Annotated in this window: 17 protein-coding genes; 8 read left to right on the forward strand and 9 right to left on the reverse strand. The window is 70.6% G+C overall.

What is annotated here, in order from left to right:
* Positions 1-54: 54 nt before the first annotated feature.
* The 4 genes from FFT09_RS05780 to FFT09_RS05795 are packed head-to-tail and all read left to right on the forward strand — an operon-like array spanning position 55 to position 3,625.
* Positions 55-1,155 (forward strand): LacI family DNA-binding transcriptional regulator, encoded by a 1,101-nt coding sequence (locus FFT09_RS05780; RefSeq protein WP_138382085.1) that lies wholly within the window; start codon positions 55-57, stop codon positions 1,153-1,155.
* A 43-nt stretch (positions 1,156-1,198) separates the two neighbouring features.
* Positions 1,199-1,690, forward strand: coding sequence for a beta-class carbonic anhydrase (locus tag FFT09_RS05785; protein ID WP_024875382.1), 492 nt, complete (start codon positions 1,199-1,201; stop codon positions 1,688-1,690).
* A gap of 25 nt (positions 1,691-1,715) precedes the next feature.
* On the forward strand, positions 1,716-2,633 hold the full coding sequence (locus FFT09_RS05790; protein WP_244231251.1) for an HhH-GPD family protein: 918 nt from the start codon (positions 1,716-1,718) through the stop codon (positions 2,631-2,633).
* Between the two features lie 59 nt (positions 2,634-2,692).
* Positions 2,693-3,625 (forward strand): peptidoglycan recognition protein family protein, encoded by a 933-nt coding sequence (locus tag FFT09_RS05795; protein ID WP_138382086.1) that lies wholly within the window; start codon positions 2,693-2,695, stop codon positions 3,623-3,625.
* A 26-nt stretch (positions 3,626-3,651) separates the two neighbouring features.
* Here the strand turns inward: FFT09_RS05795 and FFT09_RS05800 are convergent, their stop codons facing one another.
* Positions 3,652-4,428, reverse strand: coding sequence for an alpha/beta fold hydrolase (locus FFT09_RS05800; protein ID WP_138382087.1), 777 nt, complete (start codon positions 4,426-4,428; stop codon positions 3,652-3,654).
* 13 nt (positions 4,429-4,441) lie between these two features.
* Between FFT09_RS05800 and FFT09_RS05805 the strand changes: the two genes are divergently transcribed.
* The 3 genes from FFT09_RS05805 to FFT09_RS05815 are packed head-to-tail and all read left to right on the forward strand — an operon-like array spanning position 4,442 to position 7,040.
* On the forward strand, positions 4,442-5,875 hold the full coding sequence (locus tag FFT09_RS05805; RefSeq protein ID WP_081191828.1) for a M1 family metallopeptidase: 1,434 nt from the start codon (positions 4,442-4,444) through the stop codon (positions 5,873-5,875).
* A gap of 38 nt (positions 5,876-5,913) precedes the next feature.
* A complete protein-coding gene (locus FFT09_RS05810) occupies positions 5,914-6,222 on the forward strand; it encodes an antibiotic biosynthesis monooxygenase family protein (RefSeq protein ID WP_024875387.1) in 309 nt (102 codons plus the stop codon).
* On the forward strand, positions 6,222-7,040 hold the full coding sequence (locus tag FFT09_RS05815) for an SIR2 family NAD-dependent protein deacylase (RefSeq protein ID WP_138382088.1): 819 nt from the start codon (positions 6,222-6,224) through the stop codon (positions 7,038-7,040). The genes FFT09_RS05810 and FFT09_RS05815 overlap by 1 nt, the downstream gene beginning before the upstream one ends.
* A 1-nt stretch (position 7,041) precedes the next feature.
* Here the strand turns inward: FFT09_RS05815 and FFT09_RS05820 are convergent, their stop codons facing one another.
* The 3 genes from FFT09_RS05820 to FFT09_RS05830 all read right to left on the reverse strand — a co-directional run bounded on the left by FFT09_RS05820 (position 7,042) and on the right by FFT09_RS05830 (position 11,871).
* Positions 7,042-8,037, reverse strand: coding sequence for an endonuclease/exonuclease/phosphatase family protein (locus FFT09_RS05820; protein ID WP_208544370.1), 996 nt, complete (start codon positions 8,035-8,037; stop codon positions 7,042-7,044).
* 202 nt (positions 8,038-8,239) lie between these two features.
* Complete coding sequence (locus FFT09_RS05825; protein WP_081191830.1) at positions 8,240-10,792, reverse strand: ATP-dependent Clp protease ATP-binding subunit; 2,553 nt, start codon at positions 10,790-10,792, stop codon at positions 8,240-8,242.
* Positions 10,793-11,292: 500 nt separating this feature from the next.
* A complete protein-coding gene (locus tag FFT09_RS05830; protein WP_081191831.1) occupies positions 11,293-11,871 on the reverse strand; it encodes a TIGR03086 family metal-binding protein in 579 nt (192 codons plus the stop codon).
* Positions 11,872-11,943: 72 nt separating this feature from the next.
* Here FFT09_RS05830 and FFT09_RS05835 point away from each other — a divergent pair, with 72 nt between their 5' ends.
* Positions 11,944-12,756: an AraC family transcriptional regulator gene (locus FFT09_RS05835; RefSeq protein ID WP_138382089.1), complete on the forward strand. Its 813-nt coding sequence runs from the start codon at positions 11,944-11,946 to the stop codon at positions 12,754-12,756.
* 50 nt (positions 12,757-12,806) lie between these two features.
* Here the strand turns inward: FFT09_RS05835 and FFT09_RS05840 are convergent, their stop codons facing one another.
* The 5 genes from FFT09_RS05840 to FFT09_RS05860 form a co-directional block, all read right to left on the reverse strand.
* Positions 12,807-13,154: a histone-like nucleoid-structuring protein Lsr2 gene (locus tag FFT09_RS05840; protein WP_024875392.1), complete on the reverse strand. Its 348-nt coding sequence runs from the start codon at positions 13,152-13,154 to the stop codon at positions 12,807-12,809.
* A gap of 181 nt (positions 13,155-13,335) precedes the next feature.
* Positions 13,336-14,142 (reverse strand): type III pantothenate kinase, encoded by an 807-nt coding sequence (locus FFT09_RS05845; RefSeq protein ID WP_024875393.1) that lies wholly within the window; start codon positions 14,140-14,142, stop codon positions 13,336-13,338.
* Positions 14,143-14,646, reverse strand: coding sequence for an aspartate 1-decarboxylase (gene panD / locus FFT09_RS05850; RefSeq protein WP_081191833.1), 504 nt, complete (start codon positions 14,644-14,646; stop codon positions 14,143-14,145).
* Between the two features lie 30 nt (positions 14,647-14,676).
* A complete protein-coding gene (gene panC, locus FFT09_RS05855; RefSeq protein WP_081191834.1) occupies positions 14,677-15,579 on the reverse strand; it encodes a pantoate--beta-alanine ligase in 903 nt (300 codons plus the stop codon).
* Positions 15,576-16,472: a Rossmann-like and DUF2520 domain-containing protein gene (locus FFT09_RS05860; protein WP_176218267.1), complete on the reverse strand. Its 897-nt coding sequence runs from the start codon at positions 16,470-16,472 to the stop codon at positions 15,576-15,578. Before FFT09_RS05860 ends, panC begins: the two co-directional genes overlap by 4 nt.
* Positions 16,473-16,551: the final 79 nt, after the last annotated feature.

The raw sequence follows: 16,551 nt of genomic DNA on the forward strand, positions 1-16,551 counted from the left end.
GACGCACGCTGGAGGCTGCTTCTGCTGCGGCTTCTGAACCGTTACGGTTTGTTCATGAACCGGCCGATGCGAACCAGGCGGGGAGCGACACTCGCGTCGCTCGCCGCCGAACTGGGCGTGTCCAGGACGACGGTGTCCAATGCGTACAACCGGCCGGACCAGCTCTCCCCCGAACTGCGGCAGCGCGTCCTCGACACCGCGCGCAGGCTCGGCTACCCCGGGCCCGACCCCGTCGCCCGGTCCCTGCGGACCCGCAAGGCGGGCGCGGTCGGGCTGCTGCTCACCGAGAACCTCTCCTACGCCTTCCGCGACCCCGCGGCCGTGGGCGTACTCGAAGGGCTCGCGCTCGCCTGCGAAGACGAGGGAGTCGGACTCCATCTCGTGCCCGCCAGCCCGGGCAGCGAGGAGGTCGCCGCCGTCCACCGCGCCGGTGTCGACGGCTTCGTCGTCTACTCGGTGCCCGACGACGACCCGCACCTCGCGGCCGTGCTGTCCCGCCCCGTTCCCACCGTGGTCGTCGACCAGCCACAACTCGACGGTGTCGATCGGGTCGGCCCCGACGACGAGACCGCCATCGTGCAGGTCGCCAACCACGTCGTGGGCCTCGGCCACCGGCAGGTCGGTGTGCTGTGCATGCGGCTGGGACGCGACCGCAACGACGGCTTCGTTCCCCTCGACCGGCAGCAGGAGGCGCACTACCACGTCCAGCGCACCCGGCTCGCCGCGCTCGCGAGGACCTTCGAGGCCGCGGGTGTCGCCTGGAACACGATTCCCGTCGTCGAGCGCTTCGATCACACCGTGGACGACGGCGCGACGGCCGCCCGGCAGCTGCTCGACGCCCACCCGCGCGTCACGGCCCTCATCTGCACCTCCGACATCCTCGCCCTCGGCGCTCTCGCCGAAGCGGGGCGGCGGGGGCTGCGCGTGCCGGCCGACCTGACGATCACCGGTTTCGACGGTATCGCCGAGGCGTCCCGCGCCGGGCTGACGACCGTCCACCAGCCCGTCCTGGAGAAGGGCAAGGCCGCGGGCAAACTGTTACTCGGTGCCGCGGACCGGGTCGCCCCGAAGGTGATCACGTTGCCCACCGAGCTCCGGGTCGGCACGACGTCGGCTCCGCCGCGCACCGCGGAGGAGCGCTGGTTCGGCCCGTGACCGTCCCGACGGCCTTCCCACCCGGCAGGAACGAAAGGCAGCCATGACCGCGATCGACGAACTGCTCCAGCGCAACGACCAGCTCGGTGCCGTCACACCCGGGGACCGGTCCTCCCCGAGGCCCTCCCTCCAGGTGGCCATCCTGACCTGCATGGACGCGCGGATCCGGGTGTTCGAGGTCTTCGGGCTGCGCCAGGGCGAGTCGCACGTGCTGCGCAACGCGGGCGGCGTCGTGACCGACGACATGATCCGCTCGCTGGCGCTGAGCCAGCGCAAGCTCGGCACCCGTGAGGTGCTGGTCGTGCAGCACACCGACTGCGGGCTGAACGCGGTCACCGAGGACGGGTTCAAGGACGAGCTGGAGGAGGCCAGCGGGATGCGGCCCCCGTGGGCGGTGGAGGCGTTCCGCGACATCGACGCCAACGTCCGGCAGTCGGTCAAGCGGGTGCGGACCAACCCCTACCTGCTGCACACCGACGCCGTGCGCGGATTCGTGTACGACGTCCACACCGGGGAGCTTCGGGAGGTTTCCTGATCGGGACGGGTTAGCCTCTCCGGCGATGCCCCAGAACGCTTCGATGTCCCCGGAAGTCGCGACAGCTCTCGACGCCACCACGCTGCTCGGCTGGTTCGACCGCCATGCCCGGGACCTGCCGTGGCGCGATCCCGAACGCACCCCGTGGGGGGTGCTGGTCAGCGAGATCATGTTGCAGCAGACCCCGGTGGCCAGGGTGCTGCCGGTGTGGCGGGAGTGGCTCGACCGCTGGCCCACGCCGCAGGACCTCGCGGCCGAGAGCCAGGGCGAGATCGTGCGCGCCTGGGGCAAGCTGGGCTACCCCCGGCGTGCGCTGCGGCTGCACGCCGCGGCCCGCGCGATCACGGAGCACCACGGCGGCGAGGTGCCGTCGGACGTCGAGACCCTGCTGGCGCTGCCGGGTATCGGCGCCTACACGGCGCGCGCGGTCGCCGCCTTCGCGTACGGCAGGCGCACACCGGTGGTGGACACCAACGTTCGTAGGGTGGTCGCGAGGGCGGTTCACGGCGCCGGTGACGCCGGTCCGCCGTCCACCCGGCGCGATCTCGACGACGTCGACGCACTGCTTCCGGAGGGCCCCGACGAGGCCCGCGCGGCACGGTTCTCGGCGGCGCTGATGGAGCTCGGTGCGTTGATCTGCACGGCGCGCTCGCCGCGGTGCGCCGACTGCCCTTTCTCCGCTTCCTGCGCATGGCAGAAGGCGGGCCGACCTGCGTATTCGGGGCCGGCCAAACCCACACAGCGCTACGGCGGCACCGATCGGCACGTGCGCGGTCTGCTGCTCGACGTGCTGCGCGCGACGACCGAGCCGGTGACGAAGGAACAGCTCGATGTGGCGTGGCCGAAAGCGGGTCAACGCGACGCCTGTCTGGACTCGCTGCTGACCGACGGGCTGGTGGAACAGACGGGAGACGGGCGTTTCGCGCTGCCGGGTGAGCATTGACACAAAAGGTGGGTTAGTTGGCAAGATCTTCACCACGTCGTTGCGAGGGAGAGATCATCATGGCCGACACACCCGCCATCAACCGCCGCACGCTGTTGCTCGGCGGCGGACTCGCCGTCAGTGCCGTCGGGGCCGCGCTCACCCTGCCCGCCCAGGCCACGGCAGCACCCCGCCCACAGGCTCCTCCGCTGGTCTACGGCACCGGCTACTGGGGCGCCAGGCCGCCGAGCGCGCCCATCACGATGCTGAACCACGCGCCGACCTACATCGTCGTGCACCACACGGTCAACCCGGGCAACACCACCGACTACTCACTCGAACGTGCCTTCGCCATCTCCCGCAGCATCCAGAACTTCCACATGGACTCCAACGGCTGGATCGACAGCGGCCAGCAGTTCACCATCAGCCGCGGTGGCCACATGACCGAAGGCAGGCACCGCAGTTACGAGGCGGTCGCCGGTGGCACCCAGCACGTCATGGGAGCCAACGTCGGCAACCACAACAGCGAGGTCATCGGCATCGAGAACGAGGGCCTCTACACGGACGTCGACGTCACCCCGGCGCTGTGGGACTCGCTCGTCGAACTCGTCGCCTTCATCGCGTCGCAGTACGGCATCAGCCCTGACCTGATCAGGGGCCACCGCGACTTCAACGCCACCGCCTGCCCCGGCGACGTGCTGTACGCGAGGCTGCCCGAGCTGCGGGATGCGGTGGCGGCCAGGCTCGGCGTCGCGACCGCCCGCCGGACCGAGCCGTCGCTGCTGCTGCGCCCCGGCGACCGGGGCGAGAACGTGCGGATCGCGCAGACCCGGCTGCGGGCACACGGTTACGCGGTGCCCACCGACGGCGAGTTCGACGAGCGGACGCGCGACGCCGTGGCGGAGTTCGCGGCGAGCCACGGGCTCGACAAGCCCACGTGCCTGGCAAGCGCCATGGCCGACGAACGCGGGTTCATCGGGCCCGACGTATGGAACCTGCTCGCGCCGCAGTGAAGCCGCGCCGATGTGCTCGGGCGTGCTCAGCGTCCGAGCACATCGGACAGAAACGCCTCCACCGCGCCCCGGTAGGTCTCGGGCCGGTCGTCGTGGACGACGTGGCCGGCGCCCCGCACCACCACGTGCCGCCCCTGCGGGACACGCCGGGCCAGCTCCGCCTGCTGCCCCTCGGGCATCGCCGTGTGCTCGGCCTCCACCACCAGCAGCGGGCAGCGCACCCGCTCGGCGTGGTCCCAGTAGGAGCGCTCACCCCACTCGCCCGCGATCGCGTACAGATCGTCGAGATCGGCGATGAGGTGGTAGCCGTCGTCGCGCTCCTCGACGCACTCGACGAAGTAGTCGCCGACGTCACCGAAGAAATCCCGGACGTGCGCCAGCGAGCGGAACGGCACGGGCCACGACGCGAAGTGGCCCCGCCACGGCCGCACGGTCCTGCCGCGCTGGTCGGGTGCCATGTCCTCGACCACCACCGCGGTCACCAGCTCGGGCGAGCGCGCGGCCGTCACCCAGGCGTGCAGTCCGCCCATCGAGTGCCCGATCAGCACGGCGGGCCCCTCGTCCAGCGTGCGGACGAGCGCGGCGACGTCGTCGGCGAACTCCTCGGTGGTCGCCGGGCCACGGCGCGGCGCCCGGCCGTGGCCCCGCGCGTCGAGCCCCACGACGTGACCGTACGCGGTGAGCCACCGCGCCGTCCGCCACCACGTCGTCGCGCGTCCCATCAGCCCGTGCAGCAGCACGACCGGACGCCCGGTCCCGCCGAAGTCGACCACACCGGCGCCCGGCGGACCCGAATCGGGCATTAGGCTTTCCTCCATGATCGACCGCCACCGGTGGGCGGTCTCGCTGTGCGGACTCGCCTGCATCGCGACCGCCTGCACCGCCCCGGAGCCCCCCGACGACACCGGCCCCGTCCGTACGGGAGACCGCCACGGGTCCGAGGGAATCGGCGATCCGTATTACCCCCGTGCTGGCAACGGCGGCTACGACGTCGAAGACTACGCGGTCACCGTGCGCTACGACCCGGAGCGGGACCGGCTCACCGGGGACACCACCGTCACCGCGACCGCCACGCGTGAGCTGACCCGGTTCAACCTGGACCTGCGCGGCTTCGCCGTGTCGTCGGTGGAGGTCGGCGGTGAACCGGCCGATTTCACGCGGGAGGGCGACGCGGAGCTGGTCATCACACCGGCCGACCCGCTCGCGGAGGGCGAGACGATCGAGACGCGCGTGCGCTACGACGGCGAACCGATCGCGGCGGACGCGGGGCAACTGGGCGGAAACGGCTGGTACCGCACGGACTCCGGCGGCGCCTTCGTCCTCGGCGAACCGGAATCGGCGTCGTACTGGTTCCCCGTGAACGAACACCCCAGGGACAAGGCCACGTTCAACCTCACCGCCTCAGTACCCGAAGGCTGGACGGCCGTCAGCATCGGCACCGGCGGCGAGCCGACCACCCGCGACGGCTGGACCACGAGCACCTGGACCGAACCCGACCCCGTCGCCAGCTACCTCACGGTGTTCGCCGTGGACCGGTTCACCGTCGAGACCGGCGAGCTGCCCGACGGCACCCCCGTCCGCAACGCCTTCGCCCCCGGAGCCGACGACGCGCGCGACGACGCCGCCAGGGTGCCGGAGATCGTCGACTTCCTGAGCGAGCACTTCGGGGACTATCCCGCGAGCACGGCGGGCGGCATCTACCTCGACCACGCGACCGGTTTCGCCCTGGAGACCCAGGGCACGCCCACCTACCCGGCGGGGCCCACGACCGACCTGGTCGTCCACGAACTCGCCCACCAGTGGTACGGCAATTCGGTGTCGGTGCATTCGTGGGCCGACATCTGCCTCAACGAGTGCTTCGCCAGCTACGCCACGTGGCTGTGGGCCGAGCGGCAGGGCGCCGACCTCGACGCCTTCTACCGGGACAGCATCGAGTCGAGCCGCGACAACTCGGCCTTCTGGCAGGCCGAGCTCTACGACATGGGCGCGGGCAACGAGTTCGGAGCCGTCTACAGCAAGGGTCCCCTGGCGCTGCACGCGCTGCGGTTGCGGATCGGCGACGAGGCGTTCGCCCGGGTCCTGCGCGAGTGGCCCGCCGAACACGCGGGCGGCAACGCGGCCTGGGAGGAGTTCGAACGCTTCACCGAGAAGATCGCGGGCGAGGACCTCGACGACTTCTTCTCGGCCTGGTTCCGCGAGTCCGGCCTGCCCGCCGACGAGCACCTCCATCCGAGGCCGCCCGGGGGTTGAGGCGGCACCGGCGGCCACAGCACCGCTACCGTGGCGGTATGGCTGTTGTGAAGATCAACGCGATCTCCGTGCCCGAGGGCGCGGGTCCGGAACTCGAGAAGCGTTTCGCCGCCCGGCTGCACGCCGTCGACGACCAGCCGGGTTTCCTCGGCTTCGAACTGCTGCGCCCGGTCTCCGGCGACGACCGCTACTTCGTGTACACGAAGTGGGAGTCCGAGGAGCACTACCAGGCATGGGCCGACGGCCCGGCGAGGCAGGCGCACTCGGGTGAGCGCGCCAAGCCGGTGGCCAGCGGCGCGAGCCTGCTGGAGTTCGAGGTCGTCCAGAGCACCGAACCCCGCTCGTAGTGCGGGACGAGTACCGGCGCGCGGCCGAGGTACTCCACTCGGCCGACGCGCTGCTGGTGTGTGCGGGTGCGGGCATGGGCGTGGACTCCGGGCTGCCCGACTTCCGCGGCGACGAGGGCTTCTGGCGTGCCTACCCGCCGTACGCCCGGCTGGGGTTGCGATTCGTCGAGCTGGCCGACCCGGACCACTTCGCGGACGACCCGGAGCTGGCCTGGGGTTTCTACGGCCACCGGCTCGCGCTGTACCGGACCACGCGCCCGCACGCCGGATTCGACATCCTCCGCGCGTGGGGCGAGACCAAGCCGGGCGGCGTCGCCGTGTTCACGTCGAACGTCGACGGCCAGTTTCAGCGCGCCGGGTTCGCTGACGTGGCAGAGGTCCACGGCTCGATCCACCACCTCCAGTGTCTCGCCCACTGCGGCGCGGGGGTCTGGCCTGCCGACGACGTCGTCGTGGACGTGGACACCACCACCATGCGGGCACGCCCGCCGCTGCCGTCGTGCCCGCACTGCGGCGGCCTCGCCCGACCGAACATTCTGATGTTCGGCGACGGTGACTGGCTCGGCGACCGCTCACAGGCCCAGCTCGACGCCTACACCGCCTGGCGGCGCGCGGCGCGGTCACTGGCCGTCGTGGAACTCGGGGCCGGGCTCGCCGTTCCCACCGTCCGCAGGCAGGCCGAGCTGGCCAGCGCGGCCGGGGGCACGCTCGTGCGGATCAACCCGCGAGAACCGCAGGTGCGCCACGGCCGGGGCGTGTCGCTTCCCGTCGGCGCGCTGGAGGCGCTCACGGCGCTCGACGCCCTGCTGAACTCCTGAGTCACTCCGGCAGACGCAGGTGCGCGACCACCGCACGGTGATCGCTTCCCTCGACCACGGGCGCGTCGAAGTGCAACACGGCCGCCTCGTCCGCCACGAGCACGTGATCGATCGGCACCGGCGGGCCGATCCTGCGCCGGGGCCACGTCGGCGTCAGCGCGGCACCGCGCTGTTCCGCGGCGTCGACGTAGCCGGTCTCCAGCAACGCCCGCAACGCCGCGTGGTCGAGAGTCGCGTTGAAGTCACCCGCCAGCACCCGCACGACGTCACCGGAGCCGGGTGCGGGCAGGGCCGCGAGGTCCGAGCGCCACCCGTCGGCATCGGTGACCGGGGGCACCGGATGGACGGCGACCACGTCCACCGGCGTGCTGTCGGGCAGCATGACGCGGGCACTGGGCTGGGAGAACGTCGACGGCCCCGTGGCCTCCAGTTCCTCCATCGGATACCGGGACAGGATCGCCGAGCCCACCCCGGCACCGGCGGGATAGGCGATCTCGTACGGCAACAGGCTCCGCAGGCCGGCCTCCCGGAGTGCGGTCCGTGCCGGGCCGTCGAGTTCGAGCAGCGAGAGGACGTCGACGCGGTGTGTCCGCACCAGGTCGACGACCGCCTGCGGATTCGCCTTCCCGAAGTACAGGTTCAGCGCCGCCACGCGCACCTCGGGGCCGGTCACGGCCGGCTGGGTGTCCGGGACGACACGAGGCACCAGCGGCGCCGCGAGCAGCAGCGCCAGTACCACCGAGACGCCACCCCGCCACCACCGCCTGCGCACCAGCAACGCCAACGCCCACAACGCCGCCGCGAGCGCCACGTAGGGCGTCAGAGCCAACGCGGCGGCCGTGACGCGACCGCCGTCGTGGCCGAACACCTCCGACACGACCAGGCGAAGCGCGGCGAAGACACCGAGTACGCCCCACACCACGACCGAGCCCGCGAACCACCACCCGCGACGCGCGCGTCGGGGCCCACCGCCCGGGGCACTCTCCACCGCCACCACACGAGCAGCCTGCCAGACGGCCGGACGGCGCCCGGATCGGTACTCCCTCGCCCACCGCGCAACCGCGCGACACGACGGGGACTGCGGACACGGCTACGCAGCCTGCGGACACGGCTACGCAGGCTGCGGACACGGCGCGACGACGGCGGGCCCCCCCGCGCTGATCGCACGAGGGCCCGCCGTCACGGTTCTTCTGTTGTGGTTACTCCTGCTCCGGCTCGCCGGACTCCTCGCTGCCCGCCGCGGCGATGCTCACCGGCGGCGCGTCGGGGACGTCCAGCGGCTTGGCCTCGCCGCGGAAGGTGAACCGGGCCTGGTCGTCGTTCACGTCGCCGACCTCCCAGTTCTCCACGTCCACGATGATGATCTGGCCGGGCTGAACCTCGCCGAACAGGATCTTCTCGGACAGCTGGTCCTCGATCTCCCGCTGGATGGTGCGACGCAGCGGCCGGGCACCGAGCACCGGGTCGAAGCCGCGCTTGGCCAGCAGAGCCTTGGCCCTGTCGGTGAGCTCCAGGGCCATGTCCTTGCCCCTGAGCGCCTCCTCGACCCGCGAGGACATCAGGTCCACCATCTCGATGATCTGATTCTGCGTGAGCTGGTGGAAGACGATGATGTCGTCGATCCGGTTGAGGAACTCGGGCCGGAAGTGCTTCTTCATCTCCTCGTTGACCTTTTGCTTCATCTTGTCGTAGCGGGTTTCCTCGTCGGAACCCGAAGAGAAGCCGAGGCTCACGGACTTGGAGATGTCCTGCGTGCCCAGGTTCGAGGTGAAGATCAGCACCGTGTTCTTGAAGTCGACCGTGCGACCCTGACCGTCGGTGAGCCGACCGTCCTCAAGGACCTGCAACAGCGTGTTGTAGATCTCCTGGTGGGCCTTCTCGATCTCGTCGAAGAGCACCACGGAGAACGGCTTGCGGCGCACCTTCTCGGTGAGCTGACCGCCCTCCTCGTAGCCGACGTAGCCCGGAGGGGCACCGAACAGCCGCGAGGCGGTGTAGCGGTCGTGGAACTCACCCATGTCGATCTGGATGAGCGCGTCGTCCTCACCGAACAGGAAGTTCGCCAGCGCCTTCGACAGCTCCGTCTTCCCGACACCGGACGGACCGGCGAAGATGAACGAGCCCGACGGGCGCTTCGGGTCCTTCAGGCCCGCCCGCGTACGGCGGATGGCCTGCGACACGGCCTTGACCGCGTCCTCCTGGCCGATGATCCGCTTGTGCAGCTCGTCCTCCATGCGGAGCAGCCGGGTGGTCTCCTCCTCGGTGAGCTTGAACACCGGGATACCGGTCCAGTTGGCGAGGACCTCGGCGATCTGCTCGTCGTCGACCTCCGCGACGACGTCCAGGTCACCGTCCTTCCACTGCTTCTCGCGCTCGGACTTCTGGCCGAGGAGGGTCTTCTCCTCGTCGCGCAGCCGTGCGGCCCGCTCGAAGTCCTGGGCGTCGATGGCCGACTCCTTCTCCCGGCGCACGTCGGCGATCTTCTCGTCGAACTCACGCAGGTCCGGCGGCGCGGTCATCCGGCGGATGCGCATGCGCGCACCGGCCTCGTCGATGAGGTCGATCGCCTTGTCCGGCAGGTACCGGTCGTTGATGTAGCGGTCGGCCAGCGTCGCGGCGGCCACCAGTGCCGAGTCGGTGATCGACACGCGGTGGTGGGCCTCGTAGCGGTCGCGCAGACCCTTGAGGATCTCGATGGTGTGCTCCAGCGACGGCTCGCCGACCTGGATCGGCTGGAACCGGCGCTCCAGCGCGGCGTCCTTCTCGATGTACTTGCGGTACTCCTCGAGCGTGGTCGCGCCGATGGTCTGCAGCTCACCCCGGGCCAGCATCGGCTTGAGGATGCTCGCCGCGTCGATCGCACCCTCGGCGGCACCCGCGCCGACGAGCGTGTGCAGCTCGTCGATGAACAGGATGATGTCGCCGCGAGTCTTGATCTCCTTGAGGACCTTCTTCAGCCGCTCCTCGAAGTCACCGCGATAGCGGGACCCGGCCACCAGCGACCCGAGGTCGAGGGTGTAGAGCTGCTTGTCCTTCAACGTCTCGGGCACCTCGCCCTTGACGATGTTCTGGGCCAGCCCCTCGACGACGGCGGTCTTGCCGACGCCGGGCTCACCGATCAGGACAGGGTTGTTCTTGGTGCGGCGGGACAGCACCTGCATGACCCGCTCGATCTCCTTGCTGCGCCCGATGACCGGGTCGAGCTTGCCCTCACGCGCCGAGGCGGTGAGGTTGCGCCCGAACTGGTCGAGCACGAGCGACGACGACGGGGTGCCCTCGCCACGGCCCGCACCGGCCTCCGCAGGCTCCTTGCCCTGGTAACCGGACAGCAACTGCAGCACCTGCTGCCGCACCCGGTTCAGGTCGGCGCCCAGCTTGACCAGCACCTGCGCGGCCACGCCCTCGCCCTCGCGGATCAGGCCCAGCAGGATGTGCTCGGTACCGATGTAGTTGTGCCCGAGCTGCAGCGCCTCGCGCAGCGACAGCTCCAACACCTTTTTGGCACGCGGCGTGAAGGGGATGTGCCCGCTGGGGGCCTGCTGGCCCTGGCCGATGATCTCCTCGACCTGCTGGCGGACACCCTCCAGCGCGATACCCAACGACTCGAGCGCCTTGGCGGCGACACCCTCACCCTCGTGGATCAAACCCAGGAGGATGTGCTCGGTGCCGATGTAGTTGTGGTTGAGCATCCGGGCCTCTTCTTGGGCCAGGACAACCACCCGCCTCGCGCGGTCGGTGAACCTTTCGAACATTCCCACTCCCTCGACTGCTGCGCCGGCGGCCCGATCTCGGTCCGGCTCGCTGGCCGGTGAGCTCGGCACCGTGTGACCACTGTAGTAGCCGAGCGCGTGTGTCGGCGTACCACTGGTGCGGATCGATGCCGTGGGGTGGAGCTCCACGGACCCGCTGGCACACGCGAGAGACGCGCTCACAGTCGACTCATTGCTGGCTGCTGACGTACGGAACAACGAACGGACCCGTGGCGGAATTCCGGTGAGCCGCCCTGTCCGCTCACCGCGAACAGGCGACTGCCAGGGCTCGCCCGTCCGGACGGTACCGCTGGGACCGCGGGGTCCGCAGGGGCCGCAGGGGCCGCAGGGTCGACGGCAGGTGTCTCGCGTCTTCCGGAAACCACGCGGGCTCCCCCCATCGGAGTAGCGGCGCCGAACACGTCATCACGGACGGCGTTCAGCGTGATACTCACCACAGCAGCACAACTGGCCGTGGGGCCCTGGATACGAGAGCCACCGCGTCACACGTCTGCCACGGCCGGGTCACGGCCGGCGAGCCCCAGTACCCGCGCGAGCGGCGGCGCGCCGACCTCCACAGCAACCTCGGGACCGAACACTCGATTCGCCCTGCCCTGTGGGCCGAGTACGCGCAGCGCACCCGCAACGGCGTCGACCGCGACCGGTTCACCGCGGTAGTCGAGCCCGGCGGCGACGGCCAGGTCCCACCCGTGGAGGACGAACTCGCACAGCGCCATCGCGCCGATCATGCGCGCGGGAAGTTCCTGCTGCTCGAACATGCGCGTGCCCACCCACGCTCCGGGCTCGGCCAGGACCGCCGCCAGCCTGCTCGCCTCCGTGAGCACCCGCTCCCGCGGGTCGGCGCCCGTCGGGACAGCCCACGATTCGGCGAGTTCCGACCCGCTCGCGGCGGCGCGCAGGCGCGGCAACCAGTGGCAGAGGTGCCCCAGCAACGCGGCCACGTCGAAGTCTTCACACGGGGTCGGCGCCCGGAGCGCATCAGCGGGCAGAGCGACGACGACGTCCGAGAACGCCGCCACGGCCGGACGGACGGCGGCGCTGGACTCCGGAAGGTCGATCATGGGTCTATTCCACTGCCCGCGGCAGGCTGCTGTCTTGCAGAAACGCGACAGCCCGGCCGTAGGCTCGCCACCATGGCACGCGCGCTGCAGGGGGTTCTCCACCGAAACGCCGCCGCGTCGAAGTTCACTCTCACCCAGCACGCACCCGCGCCCGCACTGCGAGAGCAGCTGGAGTACCACTGGATCGTGCGCTGGGGCCTGCCCGGTGCCACCGTCCACGAGCAGCGCGTCCTACCGAACCTGTCCACGCACGTCGTGTTCGGGACCGAGGCGGCAGGGGTCTGGGGGCCGGCCCGCTCGCTGTTCTCCATCACCCTGCGCGGGAGCGGGATGGCACTCGGTGCGCGCGTGCGGCCAGGCTGTTGCGCCGCGCTGCTCGGCAAGCCCGCCACGGCATTCGCCGGACACTCCGTCCCGCTGGTCGACGCACTCGGCCCTTCGGCAACACCCGCGACCACCGCCGCGAACGGGTCGGTGCCCGACGCGGAACTGGTGGGGCTGGTCAACGACGTGCTCGCCGCCGGTGCCCGACCGCTGTCCGCCGCCGAGCGGAACGCGCGCGACGCCGTGCGTCTTCTCGCGCACGATCCGAGCATCACCCGTGTCGGCCAGCTCGCAGCCGGAACGGGAATGACGGTGCGAACACTGCAGCGGTTGTTCGCCGCCCACGTCGGAACGAGCCCGAAGTGGGCCGTCCGCATCCATCGGTTGCACGACGCCGCCGCGCGACTGGCCTCCGATTTCGTACCCAGCCAGGCCGGACTCGCCGCCGAACTCGGCTACAGCGACCAGGCGCATTTCGTCCGGGATTTCACCACGGTGGTCGGCACGCCACCGGCGTCGTACGCACGGCAACAGAAAGTAACCGAACAGGTGCGGAACTGAATACGGCCTCCCGGGTGTGTCACCCGAGAGGCCGTAGTTCATGATGTCGTTCAGTTCCGCCTGTGGTAAGCATCGACGACCTCGGACGGGATGCGTCCACGATCCGAGACCTCGTAACCGTTCTTGCGCGCCCAGGCGCGAATTGCCTGGTTCTGCTCCCTGTCCACGCTGGCGGAGCGTGCGTTCGCTTTCGCGGCGCCCTTGCTGGACGGCCGCTTACGGCCACCGGCCCTGCGAGCGTGCTCGACGTACTGGGCGAGGGCGTCACGCAATTCTTCCGCATTTTCGGAGGAGAGATCGATCTCGTAGCTCACTCCGTCAAGACCGAACTCGACCGTCTCTTCCGCCTCCGACCCGTCCAGATCGTCCACGAGTGAGACGAGGACCTTCTGCGCCATCTTATTCCTCCTGCTGAAGCCATGCCGAGATCACGTGGTGTCCACGCCCGAGCCAGAAGTCTTGACCGAGCTTATTGTTACCCGCTCGCGCACAATAACGCAAATCAACTTCGTCGATTGTCTCGGGCACCCGACTCGTCGTTGACTCCGTCTTATGGGCCTTATGCGAGGCAACACAATCTCAGGCTCGCGCGTGTCGACCCGGCCCGGTGTTCCTCTCGAAAACCAGCCGCAACCCCAGCAAGGTGAGATGGGGCACGTGCTCACCGATGGTTTCCGACTCCTCCAGCACCAGCGGAGCGAGACCCCCGGTGGCGATCACATGGACCGGCGCTCCCGACGCCGCCGTCAACTCCCGTGAGATGCGTCTGACCAGCCCGTCGACCTGCCCGGCGAAACCGTACAGAATCCCCGATTGCAGGCACTCGACGGTGTTCTTGCCGATCACCGACCTGGGCGGGACGAGTTCCACCGTCCGGAGTGCGGCGGCTCGCGCGGCGAGGGCATCCACCGAAATGTCGATTCCCGGCGCGAACGCACCACCCAGGAACTCGCCCCTGGCCGAAATGGCGTCCACGTTGGTGGAGGTGCCGAAGTCGACCACGACGCAGGCCGTGTTGTGCAGGTGGTGGGCCGCGAGGGTGTTCACGAGCCGGTCGCCGCCCACTTCCTTCGGGTTGTCCACCAGCAGTGGAACCCCGGTACGCACTCCCGGCTCCACGATGACTTTCGGGGTGTCGGGATAGTAGCGGTCGAGCATCACCCGCAGTTCCCGCAGCACCGCGGGCACCGTGGACAGCGCGCTGATTCCGGTGACCTCGTCCGCGTGCTCACCGAGCAACCCGCGCATGGTCAGCGCGAGCTCGTCGGCCGTCATGTGCGGGTCCGTCCGCATCCGCCAGTCGCGCACCAGCCTGGCCTCGTCACCGCGACCGGCGTGCAGGCCGAGAACGATGTTCGAGTTCCCGACGTCGACGGTGAGCAGCACCTAGTTCTCCGCCTGCAACAGCGCGTCGAGGCGGGCCGCGTCGACGGTCTCCGCCCGCGCGGGCAGCGTGGTGCGCCGGGGGACCTCGACGCCGACGGCGGTGGCACCGCTGGCGAGCCCGTGGCCCTCGGGCACCTCGGCGGGATCGCCACCCCGGGTGACGATGCGGTTGTCGCTGTCCACGAACACGATGCTCGGCACGTAGGACGCCGCCTCCGCGGAGTCCATCTGCCCGTAGGCGATGAGGATGACGATGTCGCCGGGATGGACGAGATGGGCGGCTGCCCCGTTGATACCGATGACGCCGCTGTCGCGCTCGCCCTCGATCACGTAGGTCTCCAACCGGGCTCCGTTGGTGACGTCGACGATCGTCACCAGCTCGCCGGGCAGCAGGTCGGCCGCGTCCAGCAGCGTGCGGTCCACGGTCACCGAGCCGACGTAGTGCAGGTCGGCCTGTGTCACCGTCGCCCGGTGGATCTTCGACTTCAGCATGGTTCGGTACATCGCGGGACTCCCTCTCCTACCCCTGGGTCCTCACTGCTCGATGCCGTGTTGGGCCGCCGCGCCCACCAGCACTCCGACGTTGTCGATGAGCCGGGTGGTTCCGAGTTTCGCCGCGACGAGCAACCGGGCCTCGCCGTCGGTGGGGGGCGGTCCGAACTCGGGATCACGCAGTTCGAGGTACTCCACGGCCACCTCCGGCCTGGCGGCCAGCGTGGCGCGCGCGGCGTCGAGCACCGCCGCCGCACCGTGGCCGCCCGCATGGGCACCCGCGGTCAGAGCCGCCGACAGCACCACCGCCTGCTCACGCTGCTCGGCCGTCAGGTAGGCGTTGCGGGACGACAGCGCGAGGCCGTCCGGTTCCCTGAGCGTGGGAACGCCGAGCACCCGCACGTCCAGATCGAGGTCCCGCACCATGCGCCGCAGCAGGACGAGCTGCTGGTAGTCCTTCTCCCCGAACAGCGCGTGGTGCGGACGGACCAAGTTGAACAGCTTCGCGACGACGGTCAGCACGCCCGCGAAGTGGCCGGGGCGGGCGGCGCCCTCCAGCTCGTCCCCGAGTGGCCCGGGATGCACGGTCACGGCCGCGCCGGGCGCGTAGAGCGCCTCGGCGGACGGGGTGAACGCGATGTCGACACCCATCTCCTCCAGCACCGCGAGATCGTCGTCGAGCGGACGGGGATAGGCGTCGAAGTCCTCGTCGCGCCCGAACTGGAGCGGGTTCACGAAGACGGAGGCCACCACCACCGTGTTGGGCAGGCGCTTGGCCCGGCGCAACAGTTCGCGGTGACCGGCGTGCAGCGCGCCCATCGTCGGCACGAGCGCCACGTTGCGGCCCACGGCCCGCAGGGCGGCGCAGACCTGACGGAGGTCGGACGGCGCCCGGTAGGTGTTCAGCTGCCCCCGGCTGAACTTCGGTGTGGTCTTCGGTGTCACTGGCCCTCACGTCCGTCGTCGAGCAGTTCGGTGATCGCGGCGGCGTCGTCCTGCCCGAGCAGCCCGGCCCGGTGCGCCCGCGTGGCCGTGCGGCCAGCCAGCGCGGTGTAGGCGGGCAAGAGCTCGGGCGCGCGCTCGGCGAGCACCCGCAGATGCGTGTCGACGGTGCCCGTGTCGCCGCGCGCGACCGGACCGGTGAGCGCCCGGTCGCCGTGCCGCAGCGCGTTGTCCAGCGCGGCGGACAGCAGCGGGGCGAGCAACCGTTCCGGTTCGCCGACGCCACCACGGCGCAACAATTCCACACAGTCGGCGACCAACGTCGCGAGGTGGTTCGCACCGTGCGACAGCGCGGCGTGGTAGAGCGGGCGGGCGGCGGCGGGCAGCCGCACCGGCTCCGCCCCCATCTCCACGGTCAGCGCCTCGCCCACGTTCCACGCGGCGTCGTCGCCGTCGGCGGCGGTCACGCCGACGGTGCACGAGTCGAGGCGCTGGAGGTCCTCGGGCGCTCCCGTGAACGTCATCACCGGATGCAGCGCCAGGGGCAAAGCGCCCGCGTCGACAGCGGGACGCAACACGTCGATGCCGTGCGCGCCGCACGTGTGCACCACGATCTGGCCCTGGCGGAAGGCACCGGCTCGGGCGAGGCCAGCCACCATCGGAGCGAGGACGTCGTCCGGCAACGCGAGCAGCACCAGATCGGCGCTGGACACCACCTCGTCGGGCGGTCGCAGCGGCACCCCGGGCAGCAGCCGCTCCGCGCGGCGTACCGATGCGTCGGACACCCCGGACGCGGCCACGACGGTGTGCCCGGCGCGCGCCAGCGCCGCACCCAGCACACTGCCGACGCGGCCCGCCGACACCACACCGACGGCGAGTCTTGCGGGGCGGTTCACCGCCTGCCCCACTGGACGTTCATCGCACGACACTCCCGGACTCGTTCCAGTCCCGCTCGGTCGGCGCGGGTACCGGACG

Source organism: Saccharomonospora piscinae (assembly GCF_005862235.1).
GTDB classification, from domain to species: Bacteria; Actinomycetota; Actinomycetes; order Mycobacteriales; family Pseudonocardiaceae; genus Saccharomonospora; species Saccharomonospora piscinae.

Excerpts from the sequence above, each read along its gene's own strand:
- FFT09_RS05810 (WP_024875387.1), top strand. The coding sequence starts at position 5,914 with ATGGCTGTTGTGAAGATCAACGCGATCTCCGTGCCCGAGGGCGCGGGT.
- FFT09_RS05830 (WP_081191831.1), bottom strand. The coding sequence starts at position 11,871 with ATGATCGACCTTCCGGAGTCCAGCGCCGCCGTCCGTCCGGCCGTGGCG.
- panD (WP_081191833.1), bottom strand. The coding sequence starts at position 14,646 with ATGTACCGAACCATGCTGAAGTCGAAGATCCACCGGGCGACGGTGACA.
- FFT09_RS05800 (WP_138382087.1), bottom strand. The coding sequence starts at position 4,428 with ATGCCCGATTCGGGTCCGCCGGGCGCCGGTGTGGTCGACTTCGGCGGG.
- FFT09_RS05805 (WP_081191828.1), top strand. The coding sequence starts at position 4,442 with ATGATCGACCGCCACCGGTGGGCGGTCTCGCTGTGCGGACTCGCCTGC.
- FFT09_RS05790 (WP_244231251.1), top strand. The coding sequence starts at position 1,716 with ATGCCCCAGAACGCTTCGATGTCCCCGGAAGTCGCGACAGCTCTCGAC.
- FFT09_RS05835 (WP_138382089.1), top strand. The coding sequence starts at position 11,944 with ATGGCACGCGCGCTGCAGGGGGTTCTCCACCGAAACGCCGCCGCGTCG.
- FFT09_RS05825 (WP_081191830.1), bottom strand. The coding sequence starts at position 10,792 with ATGTTCGAAAGGTTCACCGACCGCGCGAGGCGGGTGGTTGTCCTGGCC.
- FFT09_RS05795 (WP_138382086.1), top strand. The coding sequence starts at position 2,693 with ATGGCCGACACACCCGCCATCAACCGCCGCACGCTGTTGCTCGGCGGC.
- FFT09_RS05785 (WP_024875382.1), top strand. The coding sequence starts at position 1,199 with ATGACCGCGATCGACGAACTGCTCCAGCGCAACGACCAGCTCGGTGCC.
- FFT09_RS05780 (WP_138382085.1), top strand. The coding sequence starts at position 55 with ATGAACCGGCCGATGCGAACCAGGCGGGGAGCGACACTCGCGTCGCTC.
- FFT09_RS05840 (WP_024875392.1), bottom strand. The coding sequence starts at position 13,154 with ATGGCGCAGAAGGTCCTCGTCTCACTCGTGGACGATCTGGACGGGTCG.